This is a genomic window from Jeotgalibaca sp. MA1X17-3 (assembly GCF_021513155.1).
Taxonomy (GTDB): Bacteria; Bacillota; Bacilli; order Lactobacillales; family Aerococcaceae; genus Jeotgalibaca.
Window position 1 is genome coordinate 1,872,661 of record NZ_CP090983.1, and the last position, 14,840, is coordinate 1,887,500.

The following is a 14,840-nucleotide window of genomic DNA, read 5'->3' on the forward strand; positions in this document are numbered from 1 at the left end:
GGCCTCTTTTCGTTATTTTCGTTTGATTTTATCGTGATTTAATCCTTCTTGTTCCATAAAGAATGGTAGAAGCTCTTCTTCTAATTGAGGGAGTTTTCCTTCTTCATCACTTTCAATCGTCCAAACTAAAAGAGGCTCATGCAAGCTCATTCGTAAAATAAACCATCCCTGCCCATATTTCCCAGAAAAATCAGCCCGAATTCCTTCTAAGTGATTTTTTACGATGGCTAAATCTTCTTGTTGCTCTAAGAACTCTTTAAAATTATCTATGACTTGATTTCCCGTCTCCGTCACTGCCTCATCAATAATCGTAAATCGATATTCTAGTGTTTCTTTTGGCTGATTCAACTTACTAATTAAATCACTCAATTTCTTGTTTTCAGAAAGTAACGTAGCATCTGCCATTAATAATTTAGCAATGAGATAAGCCCCATCATCCAAATAATAATTTTCTTTTAAGGCAGCATGTCCACTCGTCTCAATTGCTAAAACAGCATTTTCACCTTTTTCATCCAGTTCCATTGCTCGATTGATTACATTTCGATATCCCGTTAGATATCGATCTAACGTTCCACCTAAATTATTTAAAAAGGTTTCTAAATGCTTTGAAGTAGCTGAATTTGTAACAACAGTTGCCCCTGGTTCTTCTTTTAATAAAATCGCTGAAATTAATGCAATTAGATTGTTACGATTAAAAACATTCCCCTCATCATCCACGAGAGCGGATCGATCCACATCCGTATCAAAAATAATACCTAAATCAGCTTCATAAGCAATCACTGCTTTTTGGAGACTTTTCATAGCTTCTTTATTATCTGGATTTGGTTCATGATTAGGAAAAGTTCCATCTGGATCAAGGAACTGGCTTCCTTCTGTATCCGCTCCTAGTGGTTTTAAAACTTGCTCTACGAAAAATCCACCCGCCCCATTTCCGGCATCCACCACAATATGACGGCCTAATAAAGGTTTCTCTGGATGAGCACTATTTGGAATTCCCTTTTCTAATCTTTTCAACTAGATCTGCTGCATAAACGGATAATAAATCCTTCTCAATAACTTCTTGTTTTAATTGAAAGGTGACTTCTTCTGGTAATTCTGCTGCAAACTCTAGAATTTGTTCAATGTCTTCATGTTCTGCACCCCCGAAGCTGTGAAAAATTTTAATCCATTGTATTCAAAAGGAAGGTGACTCGCTGTAATCATAATGGAAGCATCTACTTGAAATCCTTCATAAATGGTAGACATAAACATAGCAGGTGTCGTTGATAATCCGCAATCTACAATCTCAACATCGAAGTCTTGCATTCCTTTTATCAAAGCTGCTTTCATGTCATCGCCAGAAAGACGGCTATCCTGTCCAATCGCAATTTTTATCTTTTTTTCTGATGTAGATGGCAGTTCTTTTTCTTCAATTAGCCATTTCATAAAACCATAGCCAATTTTTGACACGCGTTTTGGAGTGAGAGTTTCTTCTTGGTGAGAAGTCGAGATAGCGATCCCTCTGATATCCGACCCATTTTGTAACGCTTGTAAATCTAATTTTTCAGTCATCTTCAATCTCCTTTTTTACCATATGATAATCTTATTATAACCTTTTCTTAATGTTTTGACATAGAAAATCCAAAATGGGAAATCTTATTTGGAAATAATTGGATGTCTTTCTTCATTCGGAAGGCTTTCACTGTATATTAATTATTGAAAAAGAGACTTTTATTCCCCTTATGCAATAACACAATCAACTGATCAACATCATTTATTTTAAAAAATGGTTATAAAAAAAGAAGAGGCATAAATGCTTCTTCTTTTTTGGCTATTTCATTATTTTAATCGTATTTAGATTTTCGGGTCAACGGCATACTCATACAACGTGGGCCCCCTCTTCCGCGAGATAATTCGCTAGAAGCTATTTCAATTACTTCAATTCCTTGTTCTCTAAGTAGTGCATTCGTAACCGTATTCCGGTCATAAGTAATTACTTTCCCTAATGCGATTGCTAATGTGTTGGAACCATCATTCCATTGTTCGCGGGGACCATCAATCTCGTCACCACCTCCACAAGGTATGATATTGATTTCTTTTTCACCAAGAGCATCACATAGAGCATCTCCTAGATGATTCAAAATCGTAACATCCAATTCATTTCCATCTCTACCAGGTTCCACTAAATGAATGGTCATACTTCCATCTACATTTTGAATTCCAGCGTGAATGGTAAAAATATTTTTATCAATCATCGTAAATACCGTATCCAAATGCATCATTGCCCGAACATTAGGAATTTCAATCGCTAAAACTTTCTTGAAGCCAGAGTCTTCTGCAAAAAGACTCTTCGCAATTGCCATTACTCCTTCAATATTTGTTCGTTGCGATACTCCAACGGCTACAACTTCATCACTCAAAACAATGATGTCGCCACCTTCTGTATAAAAATCAGGTTGGTTACGATTTAACCAAATATGTTTTTCATCTAACTTAAATTCAGGATGAGCTTGAGCAACTAATTCTACTAATAAGGTTTCTCGTTTACGAGCATCAAACATCATGTTATTAATGACCATTCCCGTCCCTACTACGGAAGCAATATCACGCGTAAAATAAAGATTCGGCATTGGATTCATGAGGAATAAAGGATACTCTCTTATCGTTCCTTCTGGTAAAAAGTTTACTTCATTGCGATGAACACCTGCAATCATTTTATCAATCATTTCTTGGGCTTCCATTGAGAAAAACAATTTTTTCAACCCTTCAAAAACTAGTTCATCCGTTACATCTGACTCACGAATCATTTGTTCGATAAACTTTTCTTGATTTATTTTTTCAGAGGAAATAAAAGCATCCGCTGCAAGTTTTTCTATATAAAATACTTCTGCTCCATTTTCTCTCAAAATTTCAGCAAAAGCATCATGCTCCGCTTGCATAAGTGGTAAGTAAGGAATGTCATCAAATAATAGTTCTTCCAGCATATCTGGAATTAGATTTTCAATTTCTTTTCCTGGACGTTTTAAAATAACAGAAGTCAACGGTTCAATCTCAGAATAAAGATTCAATGTGTTTGTCATAATTCACCTCGGCATTTTTTTGTTAATCTTTTTGATACTCATTAAAATATATTTTATACTTATTTTTTTAATTTATCTGTTTCGTAACGATGACTTTTCTCTAAAGAGGGAAAACTTTGTTGTCGCAATGCTTCATATACAATCATACAGGCCGTATTCGATAAATTAAGAGAACGTACATGTTCGTCATTCATCGGTATACGCAAACAATCCTCTTCATGTTCTTTCATGAATTCTTCTGGAAGACCGGTTGTTTCTTTTCCGAACATAAAGAATACATCTTCCTCTTTTGTATAGTCTACATCAGAGTACACTTTTTCAGCAAACTTTGTAATTAAATATAATTTACGTGTTCCTAAGTATTCCAGAAAAGCTGGTAAGCTTTCATGTTTCTTTATATCTACTTCATTCCAGTAATCCAAACCTGCTCGTCTCAGATGCTTATCATCGGTTAAGAATCCAAGTGGTTCAATTAAATGTAACGGACTATTGGTGGCAGCACACGTCCGTGCTATATTTCCAGTGTTCGCTGGGATTTGTGGTTCAAATAATACAATATGATTCGTCATAAAAATACTCCTTCAATCCGTTTACGTTCTTATTATTTATAATTGCTCTAACTTTTCTAGAGCCATTTCCATTTCTGCTTTCGCTTCTAGGTCTTCTTCGACATCAATTCTTTCACGGAAAAAACCGAGTAACTCCGGATTTATTTGTCGCATAATTTCACCAATTGCCCAACCCGCTGTTCCTCGAATCATCGGTCTTGGATCTTTTTCCATGACTTTCAATAATTCCGGAATGGCAGTTCGATCACGGTAATTGGCTAAAGCAATAATTGCATTCCTTTGTAAAGGCTTCTTCCCTCTCCAAGATCCTGCTAGTACTCCATAACGTTCTTTGAATTCTCGATTACTTATTGTTAAGAAAGGTTGTAGCAGTGGTGTTTCACGGTCTGGTTCAGGTTCCATTTCTGGATGTAAATGGAAGTTTTTCCCTCGATTGTATGGACAAGCCTGTTGGCAAATATCACAACCATAAATAACATGACCGATTTTACTACGAAATTCTTCTGGCATACTTCCTTTTGTTTGCGTTTGGAAAGACAAACAAAGAATAGGATTTAATTCTCCATTTCCAAGAATGGCTCCTGTTGGACAAGAAGTCACACATCTTGTACATTCACCACAACCAAATTCTCCAGGCTCATCTGGTTCAAAATAAATATCTGTAACAATTTCTCCCAAATATACATAAGAACCAAACTCTTCCGTAATCAATAAACCATGTCTCCCAATAAAGCCAACACCTGCCCGCTGAGCAACAACCGTGTCAATTAGCTCTCCTGTATCAACCATCGGCTTAAAACGTGCTGAAGGTACTTTCTCCTGCATAAATGAGACTAATTGATCCATCTTATCCCGGAGAATATCATGATAATCTACTCCCCAAGATGCACGGGCAAAACTACCTCGTCTTTCTCCTTTTACTCTTTCAGCTTTTTCTAAGGGTTTACTAGGATAAGCTAAACAGATAGAAAGAATAGACTTGGGCTGATCAAAGATTAAGTCAGGGTAGATTCGTTCTTTCAAAACACGATGTTCAAATCCAGTAGTGTGACCCTTTGCATGTTGTTCTTGCAAAGGTTTTTCCATATATTCAAAAGGTTCTGCTGTGGTAAATCCGATTTTGTCGATGCCGATTTCTTTGCAAGCTTCTATCACTTGTCTTTTTAGGTCAGCAATATCCATAGCAGCCCACTCCTTATTACTTTTTAAAATTTTTGAATAAATACTTTTAACGTATATAAGTATACCATTTCAACTTCTAGAATGAAAAAAAACATCCATTATGGATGCCATGTTTATTCCTATTCAGCTTGTTTATAAAATAGATTTAAAAAAATACAACAAAAAAACGTATAAACTCGGTGATGACCACGGCGAATGAATACGTTGAAGGTGTTCATTTTATAGTACTTATAAGCAGCACGAACAAAATGACAAATTTAATTATACCATATGACATCGATTTGTAAACTATTTCCTTTACCTTTAAGAAAAACCGATTCAATAATTTTCCTTTGTTCCAACAAGAACCGATACTGCAACTGTAATTTCTTTGATTGGATCTTTCTTTATCTGTTCTAGCGCTCCTTGTGATGCATGCCATGCAAGAGGAGTCATTTCCACAAGCCATTTCGCCATATCTTCTGTTAAATCAATTGTATATCTGACATGTTCGTGTGAGCAATTTGGGTAGAATTCTTTAAAGCGATTAACTACCTTTTCATTTTCATACACTTGCTTAGATTGCTCCCCTTCAAATAACGTTTCTCTTAACTCAATTAGATAATCTGAATCCGGAACGACCTTTATAACTTTTCCCCTTGGCTTCAAAAGACGATCAAATTCTTGATACTGAGATGGAGAAAAAATATTTAAAATGACATCAAATTTGTCAGCTGCAAAAGGTGAATGAGCTAAATCAGCCACACACCAAAAAGCATCCTCAAAAAAATGATTCGCTGCTAGTTGAATTCCCTCTTTGGAAATATCAAATCCAATTTTAGTTCCATTTAGTCCTTGACTAGATAAATAATGCAGATGAGACCCTTCCCCACAACCCACATCCAAAATTGTATCTTGATGAGGAGCGTCTATTTGTTTCATGACTGCATCCAACAATGGATAGAAAAAGCCAGAATCAGCTAGTTTTTTTCGACTGGACAACATTTCTTTGCCATATTCATTTTGTCCACCTTTTGACAATAAATGAAGGGTTCCTTTTTTAGAAAGGTCAAACTGATGATGGTTTATACAAATCATACTATTTTCCTTTACTTCTCGAAATACTTCACCGCAAACTGGACATTGGAATAAGTCTACTTGTTGCGTTATAAAAATATTACTCATTTCAATTTTTTTCATTATTTATATAACCCCTTAGAACGAATCGTTGTCTTAGTAGTTTACCATAACTCATTCTGACCGATCTTATGAATGAACAACGAGTATCGTCTCTTTAAATTTACTGTTTATTATTTTTTGTATTTAAATCTATTTTAACAATATTATGGTGAGATACTTGAACTTCGGGTGGTTGCATATAATCTCCATAGGCTCTCGTTAAAACCTCATCGTAAGCTCGAGGAACTGGAAATTTATATTCTTCAAAATCCCAATCAATTGAATCTTCAAGTGTTTCTCTTCGTAGCATAAATTTTTCCAATACACCCTCACCTGGGTTAGCCAAATCAGCAACATATTCTGTTTTCTCATCATTAAACATCGTCATTATTTTCAACACACATCGTTCAACCTTTTCTTTAGAGATAGGTAAAATTTTAATAAGATGATATTTAAACGTAGCTTTCTTCTTTTCAAAACCATCTTCTAGCGTTTCGTATCTAGTCTTTATTCTATATTTGAAAAAAGAATCAATGGTTCTTAATAACCATATTTGATATTTCCCTTTATACGTGTCTAATTTCACACTATCAAAAGTAAATATATCTATGTAAAATCCATGGTGCATATCTATTCCTTCTACTAATTTTTCCATAAAAACAGTTCTATTTTTCCGAATCTTTGCAAATTTGTTGATATAGTTTGGATCGGTTTCATGAGTTTGAAAAAAATATTCAGAGCTTAGTTCCTCTTCTACAACTGATAAAAATTTATGATAATCCTCTCGAAGCATACTAACATCTATATCATCATCCCAAGGAATAAAACCTTTGTGCCGAATTGCTCCGATGAGTGTTCCTGCATATAATTGATAACGAATATCGTGTTTCCTACAGATTCTATCAAATTCTATTAGTATTTCTAATTCAATTTTTTGTATTTTTTTTATGTCTATTCCTAAAATAGAATCCGTTTTCTTTTCAATCATTATAAAGAAACCTCCTTCATCATTAACTACGTATACTAATCATTATACCACGTTCTCCTCTTACAGATAGACGGTTTGAATCCAACAAAAAACCCAAAAACCCTTCATACGTGAAAGGATTCTTGGGGATTCTTTAGTTACTTATTAATGAGTAGTACCGCCAACTAGTTTCAGATCTTCTTTTCCAGCGTATTCGACCATTGCTTCTAGTGCAGCAGTTAGGCCTTTTGCAATATCATCTAGACTCATTGCTGGTTTTTCAGGTTTATCCACAACTTGTTCTGGAATATAAGGAACATGGATAAATCCTGCAGGAATATTGTTTAATTCTTTAGCTGACAAATACAATGCTTGGTACATAATATGGTTACATACAAACGTTCCAGCTGAATTAGAAACCGCAGAAGGAACTCCTGCTTCTTTAATTTTGGCAGCCATCGCCTTAATAGGCAAAGTTGCAAAGTATGCTGGTGCACCATCTTCTTTGATTGGAACATCAATCGGTTGATTTCCTTCGTTGTCTTTAATACGAGCATCATCTTGGTTGATAGCTACTCGTTCAGGAGTTAAAGCAAAGCGTCCCCCTGCTTGTCCCACACATAAAATCATGTCAGGTTTAACTTCCAATGCTTTCTTTCGTAGAACTTCTCCTGATTTTTGGAAAACAGTTGGAATTTCTAACTTCACAATTTCTGCTCCAGCAATCGTATCTTCTAATTTCTTTACAGCTTCCAAAGCTGGATTTATTTTTTCTCCGCCAAACGGATCAAATGCTGCTACTAAAATTTTCATTTTTTATAATCCCCTTTCTAATTTTAAAATGCCCAAAAATACATAAGAGCAATATGAATAACAATTAAGATAAGAGCCATCGGTGTTTGAGCTTTAATAACGCCATTTGGATTCTTCATCTCTAACAACGCGGCTGGCAATGCATTAAAGTTAGCTGCCATTGGTGTCATTAAAGTTCCACTAAATCCAGCTGTCATTGCTAAGGCTCCTGCTATAACAGGATCAGCACCTTGGGCAATAACAAATGGAATACCAATTCCAGCAGTAATGACAGTAAACGCCGCAAAGGCATTCCCCATAATCATTGTGAAAATAACCATTCCTAACACATAAGCAATCACTCCAATTAATTGATTTCCTTCTGGAACAAAACCAGAAATCAAATCAGAAATGACATCGCCTACCCCTGCTGCCGTAAATAAAACTCCGAGAGCCGCTAATAACTGAGGTAGAATCCCTACAGAACCAACTTGTTGAACCATTCGATCGGACTGACTCAACATTAGTTTTGGTGAAGCTTTAAATAAAATCATTGCAACCATTAAAGAAATAACGGCTGCTGCTCCAATTCCAACTTGCCCACCAAGTGGAGTAAACTGTGCAATGGCAACTGCTGTAAAAGCTAGTAAAATGGCTGGTATGAAAATTTTATTACCATATTTAGAAGCATATTTTTCTTGTTCTTCGGCAGTGTTTGATTCTACTTTTCCTAACTTAACTTGTTTTAACAACGTTAAAATACCAATTCCAAAAAGAATGATCCCACTTACTTCAGCAGGAACTACTTTCCCACCTGCAAATAATATTCCTAAAAAGATCCAGAAAAGAGCTGTACCGATTTTAGCCGGATGATCTTTTTGACGAAGAACACGATAGGCAGTATATAATAATTGAAGCCCAACAAGTACAAAGAAAAATTCAAGAAATTCTGGGATATGTAATTGTAGAAAAGCAGATACTTCACTTAAAAATTCTTTAACAGAATCTAGATTCATTATTTACTCCCCTCCTTCTTCGAGTGATTACGTTTGCCATACTTACGATCTAATCTCTTATCTAAGAGGTAGTTATTCGTTGCAGCTAATGCCAATGCAATCAACGCGATAGGAATGGATGCTTGTGCAACTGCTACTGGGGAAATATCATATCCTAAAGATTCCATTGTTCCAGCAATCAAAAGCGTACCTGAACTGGCAATAAAGGTATTTTGTGCAAAGAAATTCCCAATGTTTTCTGAAGCAGCTGATTTGGCTTTTAATATCTCCACATCTTCTTCTTCAACATGATCATATTTTAATTTAGATGCAGCTTGTACCATAGGATCTACAATCGGACGCACAAATTGTGTCTGTCCTTGTACTCGTATAGAGAAAAATGCAGCTAATTCTCGAATAAATTGATAAAGAGTCAGCATTCTTCCAGAAGTTAAACTCTTCATTTTTTTAATCAGATTCGTTGCTTGACTTTTCAACCCAAAATGTTCAGATAAACCAATCATCGGCAAGGTTAGAAAGAATAAGGTGACCAATCTATTATTTACAAATGCTTCTCCTAAAATTGCCAAGATTTCCATAAAGGAGATACCTGAAACTAAGCCAGTAACTAGCGCGGCTATTAACACAACGGCAATTGTATCCAACTTCAATACAAATCCAATTACAATAATTACAATTCCAATTAATCTAATCCATTCCATAGATTTTCGCCTCTCATTCTTTTTTTATTTTAATCAATTCTTTCTGGATAAAAAACTAAGAAGAAGTCCTAAAATAATACCAAGAGATAACCAAAGAGATAATTGGTTAGTAGAAACGCCCATAGCTGATCCAAGAGCAATTCCTATAGGTAGCCAATGCAGATTTGTATTGGTTACTTTTTCCTTGTCTATACCATTGTCCATACGCTTATTCATTTCTAATAAAGAAGTATGATTCTCCAAACCCTTGAGTTCTTCTAAAGTTTTTATCTTGTCTTTTTCTTCGTCATTATCCACAGAGTACCACCTTTCTATTTTAAAAAAATGATACATCATTCCATACTTGATTAGTGTATAAATTATATCAAAACTTAGTAAAAAGAAACATGAATATGCAACTTTAATATAAAAAAATACACCAATCATATTCATGAAAGATGTATTTTAAGTAATTTACTCATACATATATTCTTTTAAGCGTCCGTCTAATTTTAGGTTATGTGTAGTTAACCCTTTCACTCGGACATTTACATGTTCAGATTTCAATTTTTGAATACTCTCATAGACAGCTTCTACACCAGAATCATCCCATATTTGAGAACCCGTGAAATCTAAAATTACTTCTTCTTCAACTTGAATGGATTCCATTACATCCTTAAATGAATGAGTGGAAGCAAAAAATAGTTGTCCAATAATTTTTATGGTTTTTCCGGATTGAATGATTTCTATTTTTGAAAGTTTAGACATAAATATAATGGCACTCATTAAAACACCAATAGCAATTCCGATTGCTAGATTATGAGTGTACACAACAATCCCTACTGTTACTAACATAACAATACTTTCAGTAAAAGGTACATCTCTTACATAACCAAAACTTTTCCAATCAAATGTTTCAAAAGAAACAGTGATCATAATTCCAATTAAGGCTGCTGTAGGAATTTGAACCATGGTATCTCTTAAAAATAAAATCATAAACAAGAGACTCATTCCCGCAGTAAGGGTTGATAATCTTTTCAAACCACCAGATTTAACGTTAATGACTGCTTGTCCAATCATTGCACACCCAGCTTGTCCACCAAAAAATCCTGTAATTATATTTGCTAACCCTTGAGATTTCACTTCTTTTTGACTATTTCCAACGGTACCTGTCATATCATCTATCAACGGTAATGTTAAAAGAGATTCTATTAACCCAACCATTGCAAGAGCGATTGAAGTTGGTAAAATAATTTTTAAGGTTTCTATTGAAAATGGAATTGCTGGAATAGAAAGAAAAGGTAGCGTACCATTCATATCACCTAAGTCACCAACTGTTTGAACACCTAAAGGAAAAAGAAATACTAATGTTGTCATTAAAAGAATAACAACGAGCGCTGGAGGGATTACTTTAGTGAGCTTAGGAATTAAATACATCATTGCAATGGTAACCAATACCATAATGTATGTCCAAGAATTTTTCCCACCCAATTGTTGAATCTGTGCAATAAAAATCAGCAATGCTAATGCATTAACAAATCCTAACATAACAGGCTTCGGAATAAATTTCATAAATTTCTGAATACCTAAATATCCAAGCGTTAATTGAATAAAACCCGTTAAAATGGTTGCAGCTATCATATATTCCACACCATAATTTTTTATAAGGGTAACCATTACCAAAGCCATAGACCCTGCAGCGGCAGAGACCATACCTGGACGACCACCTGTAACAGAAGTAACAACAATGGTAATTACTGAAGCAAATAATGCTGTGATTGGATTAATTCCAGCAATAATTGCAAATCCAATTACTTCAGGAATTAGTGCAATAGATGTAACTAAGCCACCCAGAATATCATTTTTGACATTCCCAAACCATTCATCTTTTCTTAAACTTAATAACATCAATAAAGGTCAAACTCCTTTTATACTTTATTTAACAATCAAGACTGGCACAGTAGCATACTTCACCACTTTATGGCTTACACTTCCCATAACAAATTCTTGAATGGCATTTAGACCACGAGTTCCCAATACTAGTAAGTCTGTTGGATTCTTCTTAATATGTCCTAAAATTTCTGTTGCTGGGTCTCCATATAGTAATTCGATGGTGTATTCTTCTTCATCTAATAATCCAGCTAACTCTTCTTTAATTTTTTGTTCTCGATGGTATTTTCTAACTTTTGCATCATCGGACAAAGAAAGAGCTTGATCTTTTAAATCTGCAATATCTGTTACATGTAAAATCACTATCTTTACAAGAGGAAACCCTTTTTTTAATTTTTTTACTTCTTCAATTGAAGCAAACGAATGAGTAGAACCGTCATAAGCAATCATAATTTTATCCATATTCTTTCTCCTTTTTACTTTTATTTTATTTTTTACTGCTCTTAAATTTGTTATGAATCCAAAATAGTCTAACACAACCATTCTAAAAAAATCAACCATAGGTGAATATTAAACATCAGAAAGTAACTCTAAAGTTAATCTTAATTCTTTAAGATTACGTGAAAGATAAAATAAATTGCCAATTTTTCTATTGAACTTAGTCATTTAATACGATAAAGTAACGAGTATCTATTATAATATAGTACTAAAAGTATAGGAGGATTAGAAATGGAAATTGGAAGAAGAATTCAAGAGTTAAGAAAAATAAATAACATGACTGCAAAGGAACTATCTAAAAGAATTGATGTATCTCCATCTTTTGTATCTGCAATTGAAAATAACTCAACAAAATTATCCCTAGCTACCCTAAAACATATTTGTGAGACATTGGGTGTTAGCTTATCTGAATTTTTTAATCCCGATCTAAGTCCTGTTGAAGAAAAATTAATTAGTATTATAAAAGACCTACCCACTAAAAAACAAAATGAATTATTAGCTTTTTTAACTGATCTTGTATGAGAATATATTTTCCAAGAAGGAATCAAAAGAACTACTAGAGAGGAAATTCCCTTTTTAGTAGTTTTATATCCATTTCTGTACTAAAAAAGATACACCAACCATCCAAAGATGATTGGTGTATCAGTTATACCGACGGCCGGGGTCGAACCGGCACGCCCTCGCGGGCACTGGATTTTGAATCCAGCGCGTCTGCCTGTTCCGCCACGCCGGCGTAATTGTTATGGAAATTTTCATTTTTTAATGGAAAGGCGGTAACCGGATTTGAACCGGTGATGAAGGTTTTGCAGACCTCTGCCTTACCACTTGGCTATACCGCCGAAATTAAACTGGGGTAGCTGGGTTCGAACCAACGAATAACGGAGTCAAAGTCCGTTGCCTTACCACTTGGCTATACCCCAATGATCATTAATAATATAAAAAATAAAAAAGGCGGCTGATGGGTATCGAACCCACGCGTGCCGGAACCACAATCCGGTGCGTTAACCACTTCGCCACAACCGCCATAATTTTTAAAAACAGGGGTAGTAGGAATTGAACCCACACTAACGGTTTTGGAGACCGTTGTTCTACCTTTAAACTATACCCCTAAAATCAGGGAATAAGATTTTTCCTATTTTAAAATGGAGGAGGGCAGATTCGAACTGCCGAACCCGAGGGAGCGGATTTACAGTCCGCCGCGTTTAGCCACTTCGCTACTCCTCCGTTATTAAAAATGGCTCGAGACAGAATCGAACTGCCGACACCTTGAGCTTCAATCAAGTGCTCTACCAACTGAGCTATCGAGCCAAAATACAAAAAATACGGTCCCGACGGGATTTGAACCCGCGATCTCCTGCGTGACAGGCAGGCATGTTAACCCCTACACCACGGAACCTATGGGGGTTAACGGGCTCGAACCGCTGACATTCTGCTTGTAAGGCAGACGCTCTCCCAACTGAGCTAAACCCCCATTTGAAAATGAAAACTTTGATAATGACCCGTACGGGACTCGAACCCGTGATACCGCCGTGAAAGGGCGGTGTCTTAACCGCTTGACCAACGGGCCATATTTTTTATTTACGGAGAGTAAGGGATTCGAACCCTTGAGACAGTTTCCCGCCTACACGATTTCCAATCGTGCTCCTTCAGCCTCTCGGACAACTCTCCAATTGACAAAAAAATAAAGAGTACTCTTTAAATAAAAAAAAGAGAACTCCGCAAGTAGGACTCGAACCTACGACATCATGATTAACAGTCATGCGCTACTACCAACTGAGCTATTGCGGAATAATATATAAAATGCGCGGCAGCGTCCTACTCTCACAAAGGGAAACCCTTCACTACAATCGGCGCTTGGAAGCTTAACTTCTGTGTTCGAGATGGGAACAGGTGTGGCCTTCCAGCCATCGCCACCGCACATTTTTATGGGTATAAGGAAACATTGTTCCCTCAAAACTGAATACACAACATGAAAAACAAAGGTTGACCAGGCACCGCATTACGTCGCTGCCTGTTTTTGGTTAAGTCCTCGACCGATTAGTACGGGTCCGCTCCATGCATCGCTGCACTTCCACTTCCCGCCTATCCACCTGATCGTCTCTCAGGGGTCTTACTCACTTCAAGTGATGGGAAATCTCATCTTGAGGGGGGCTTCACGCTTAGATGCTTTCAGCGTTTATCCCGTCCACACATAGCTACCCAGCGATGCTCCTGGCGGAACAACTGGTACACCAGCGGTGTGTCCATCCCGGTCCTCTCGTACTAAGGACAGCTCCTCTCAAATTTCCAACGCCCGCGACGGATAGGGACCGAACTGTCTCACGACGTTCTGAACCCAGCTCGCGTACCGCTTTAATGGGCGAACAGCCCAACCCTTGGGACCGACTACAGCCCCAGGATGCGATGAGCCGACATCGAGGTGCCAAACCTCCCCGTCGATGTGAACTCTTGGGGGAGATAAGCCTGTTATCCCCAGGGTAGCTTTTATCCGTTGAGCGATGGCCCTTCCATACGGAACCACCGGATCACTAAGCCCGACTTTCGTCCCTGCTCGACTTGTCTGTCTCGCAGTCAAGCTCCCTTCTGCCTTTGCACTCTACGAATGATTTCCAACCATTCTGAGGGAACCTTTGGGCGCCTCCGTTACACTTTAGGAGGCGACCGCCCCAGTCAAACTGCCCGTCTGACACTGTCTCCCGGCCCGATAAGGGCCGCGGGTTAGAGTGTTCCTGCCGCAAGGGTAGTATCCCACCGTCGCCTCGACCGAGACTAGCGTCCCGGCTTCATTGGCTCCTACCTATCCTGTACATACGGCACAAATACGCAATATCAAACTGCAGTAAAGCTCCATGGGGTCTTTCCGTCCTGTCGCGGGTAACCAGCATCTTCACTGGTACTATAATTTCACCGAGTCTCTCGTTGAGACAGTGCCCAAATCGTTACGCCTTTCGTGCGGGTCGGAACTTACCCGACAAGGAATTTCGCTACCTTAGGACCGTTATAGTTACGGCCGCCGTTTACTGGGGCTT

The 14,840-nt window shown here is 37.0% G+C and carries 12 protein-coding genes, 12 tRNA genes, 2 rRNA genes and 1 pseudogene (1 of these 27 running past the window's edge); 1 reads left to right on the forward strand and 26 read right to left on the reverse strand.

Translation table 11 applies throughout. The annotated features are described in order from the left end of the window. Positions 1-12: 12 nt before the first annotated feature. The 12 genes and pseudogenes from LZ578_RS09395 to LZ578_RS09450 form a co-directional block, all read right to left on the reverse strand. Positions 13-1,551, reverse strand: a pseudogene (locus LZ578_RS09395) (phosphomannomutase/phosphoglucomutase). Positions 1,552-1,823: 272 nt separating this feature from the next. Beyond that, positions 1,824-3,059, reverse strand: coding sequence for an arginine deiminase (locus LZ578_RS09400; protein ID WP_235144938.1), 1,236 nt, complete (start codon positions 3,057-3,059; stop codon positions 1,824-1,826). Between the two features lie 59 nt (positions 3,060-3,118). Then, positions 3,119-3,628, reverse strand: a complete 510-nt coding sequence (trmL, locus tag LZ578_RS09405) for a tRNA (uridine(34)/cytosine(34)/5-carboxymethylaminomethyluridine(34)-2'-O)-methyltransferase TrmL (protein ID WP_235144941.1) — start codon at positions 3,626-3,628, stop codon at positions 3,119-3,121. A gap of 36 nt (positions 3,629-3,664) precedes the next feature. Continuing rightward, a complete protein-coding gene (gene queG, locus LZ578_RS09410; RefSeq protein WP_235144943.1) occupies positions 3,665-4,810 on the reverse strand; it encodes a tRNA epoxyqueuosine(34) reductase QueG in 1,146 nt (381 codons plus the stop codon). A gap of 318 nt (positions 4,811-5,128) precedes the next feature. Then, positions 5,129-5,989 carry a methyltransferase domain-containing protein gene (locus tag LZ578_RS09415; RefSeq protein ID WP_235144945.1) on the reverse strand — a complete coding sequence of 287 codons (861 nt, stop codon included), beginning with the start codon at positions 5,987-5,989 and terminating at the stop codon, positions 5,129-5,131. Positions 5,990-6,089: 100 nt separating this feature from the next. Beyond that, the gene (locus LZ578_RS09420) at positions 6,090-6,956 is read right to left on the reverse strand and encodes a phosphorylcholine transferase LicD (protein ID WP_235144947.1); all 867 of its coding nucleotides are present in this window, start codon (positions 6,954-6,956) and stop codon (positions 6,090-6,092) included. A gap of 144 nt (positions 6,957-7,100) precedes the next feature. Beyond that, positions 7,101-7,748, reverse strand: coding sequence for a pyroglutamyl-peptidase I (gene pcp / locus LZ578_RS09425; RefSeq protein WP_235144949.1), 648 nt, complete (start codon positions 7,746-7,748; stop codon positions 7,101-7,103). A 23-nt stretch (positions 7,749-7,771) separates the two neighbouring features. Beyond that, positions 7,772-8,743, reverse strand: coding sequence for a DUF979 domain-containing protein (locus LZ578_RS09430; RefSeq protein WP_235144950.1), 972 nt, complete (start codon positions 8,741-8,743; stop codon positions 7,772-7,774). After that, positions 8,743-9,444: a DUF969 domain-containing protein gene (locus tag LZ578_RS09435; protein WP_235144951.1), complete on the reverse strand. Its 702-nt coding sequence runs from the start codon at positions 9,442-9,444 to the stop codon at positions 8,743-8,745. Before LZ578_RS09435 ends, LZ578_RS09430 begins: the two co-directional genes overlap by 1 nt. Positions 9,445-9,477: 33 nt before the next feature. After that, the gene (locus tag LZ578_RS09440) at positions 9,478-9,741 is read right to left on the reverse strand and encodes a hypothetical protein (protein WP_235144952.1); all 264 of its coding nucleotides are present in this window, start codon (positions 9,739-9,741) and stop codon (positions 9,478-9,480) included. A gap of 156 nt (positions 9,742-9,897) precedes the next feature. Continuing rightward, the gene (locus tag LZ578_RS09445) at positions 9,898-11,331 is read right to left on the reverse strand and encodes a SulP family inorganic anion transporter (RefSeq protein ID WP_235146443.1); all 1,434 of its coding nucleotides are present in this window, start codon (positions 11,329-11,331) and stop codon (positions 9,898-9,900) included. A 27-nt stretch (positions 11,332-11,358) separates the two neighbouring features. After that, positions 11,359-11,775, reverse strand: a complete 417-nt coding sequence (locus tag LZ578_RS09450; protein ID WP_235144953.1) for a universal stress protein — start codon at positions 11,773-11,775, stop codon at positions 11,359-11,361. 267 nt (positions 11,776-12,042) lie between these two features. Here LZ578_RS09450 and LZ578_RS09455 point away from each other — a divergent pair, with 267 nt between their 5' ends. Beyond that, a complete protein-coding gene (locus LZ578_RS09455) occupies positions 12,043-12,333 on the forward strand; it encodes a helix-turn-helix domain-containing protein (RefSeq protein ID WP_235144954.1) in 291 nt (96 codons plus the stop codon). Between the two features lie 127 nt (positions 12,334-12,460). Here LZ578_RS09455 and LZ578_RS09460 read toward each other — a convergent pair. From LZ578_RS09460 to LZ578_RS09525, 14 genes are all read right to left on the reverse strand, one after another. Next, positions 12,461-12,544, reverse strand: a tRNA-Leu gene (locus LZ578_RS09460). A 35-nt stretch (positions 12,545-12,579) separates the two neighbouring features. Beyond that, positions 12,580-12,650: transfer RNA gene (locus tag LZ578_RS09465), tRNA-Cys, on the reverse strand. 9 nt (positions 12,651-12,659) lie between these two features. Beyond that, a tRNA-Gln gene (locus LZ578_RS09470) sits at positions 12,660-12,731 on the reverse strand. A 30-nt stretch (positions 12,732-12,761) separates the two neighbouring features. Further along, positions 12,762-12,834, reverse strand: a tRNA-His gene (locus LZ578_RS09475). Between the two features lie 15 nt (positions 12,835-12,849). Further along, positions 12,850-12,920, reverse strand: a tRNA-Trp gene (locus LZ578_RS09480). Positions 12,921-12,954: 34 nt separating this feature from the next. Continuing rightward, a tRNA-Tyr gene (locus tag LZ578_RS09485) sits at positions 12,955-13,035 on the reverse strand. A gap of 11 nt (positions 13,036-13,046) precedes the next feature. Continuing rightward, positions 13,047-13,119, reverse strand: a tRNA-Phe gene (locus LZ578_RS09490). Between the two features lie 15 nt (positions 13,120-13,134). Beyond that, positions 13,135-13,207, reverse strand: a tRNA-Asp gene (locus tag LZ578_RS09495). Between the two features lie 2 nt (positions 13,208-13,209). Next, a tRNA-Val gene (locus LZ578_RS09500) sits at positions 13,210-13,282 on the reverse strand. Between the two features lie 24 nt (positions 13,283-13,306). Then, positions 13,307-13,378, reverse strand: a tRNA-Glu gene (locus tag LZ578_RS09505). A 14-nt stretch (positions 13,379-13,392) separates the two neighbouring features. Beyond that, positions 13,393-13,479 (reverse strand) — tRNA-Ser (locus LZ578_RS09510). Positions 13,480-13,525: 46 nt separating this feature from the next. After that, positions 13,526-13,599: transfer RNA gene (locus LZ578_RS09515), tRNA-Asn, on the reverse strand. Between the two features lie 14 nt (positions 13,600-13,613). Continuing rightward, positions 13,614-13,729, reverse strand: a 5S ribosomal RNA gene (gene rrf / locus LZ578_RS09520). Between the two features lie 99 nt (positions 13,730-13,828). Further along, positions 13,829-14,840, reverse strand: a 23S ribosomal RNA gene (locus tag LZ578_RS09525); it runs 1,905 nt beyond the window's last position.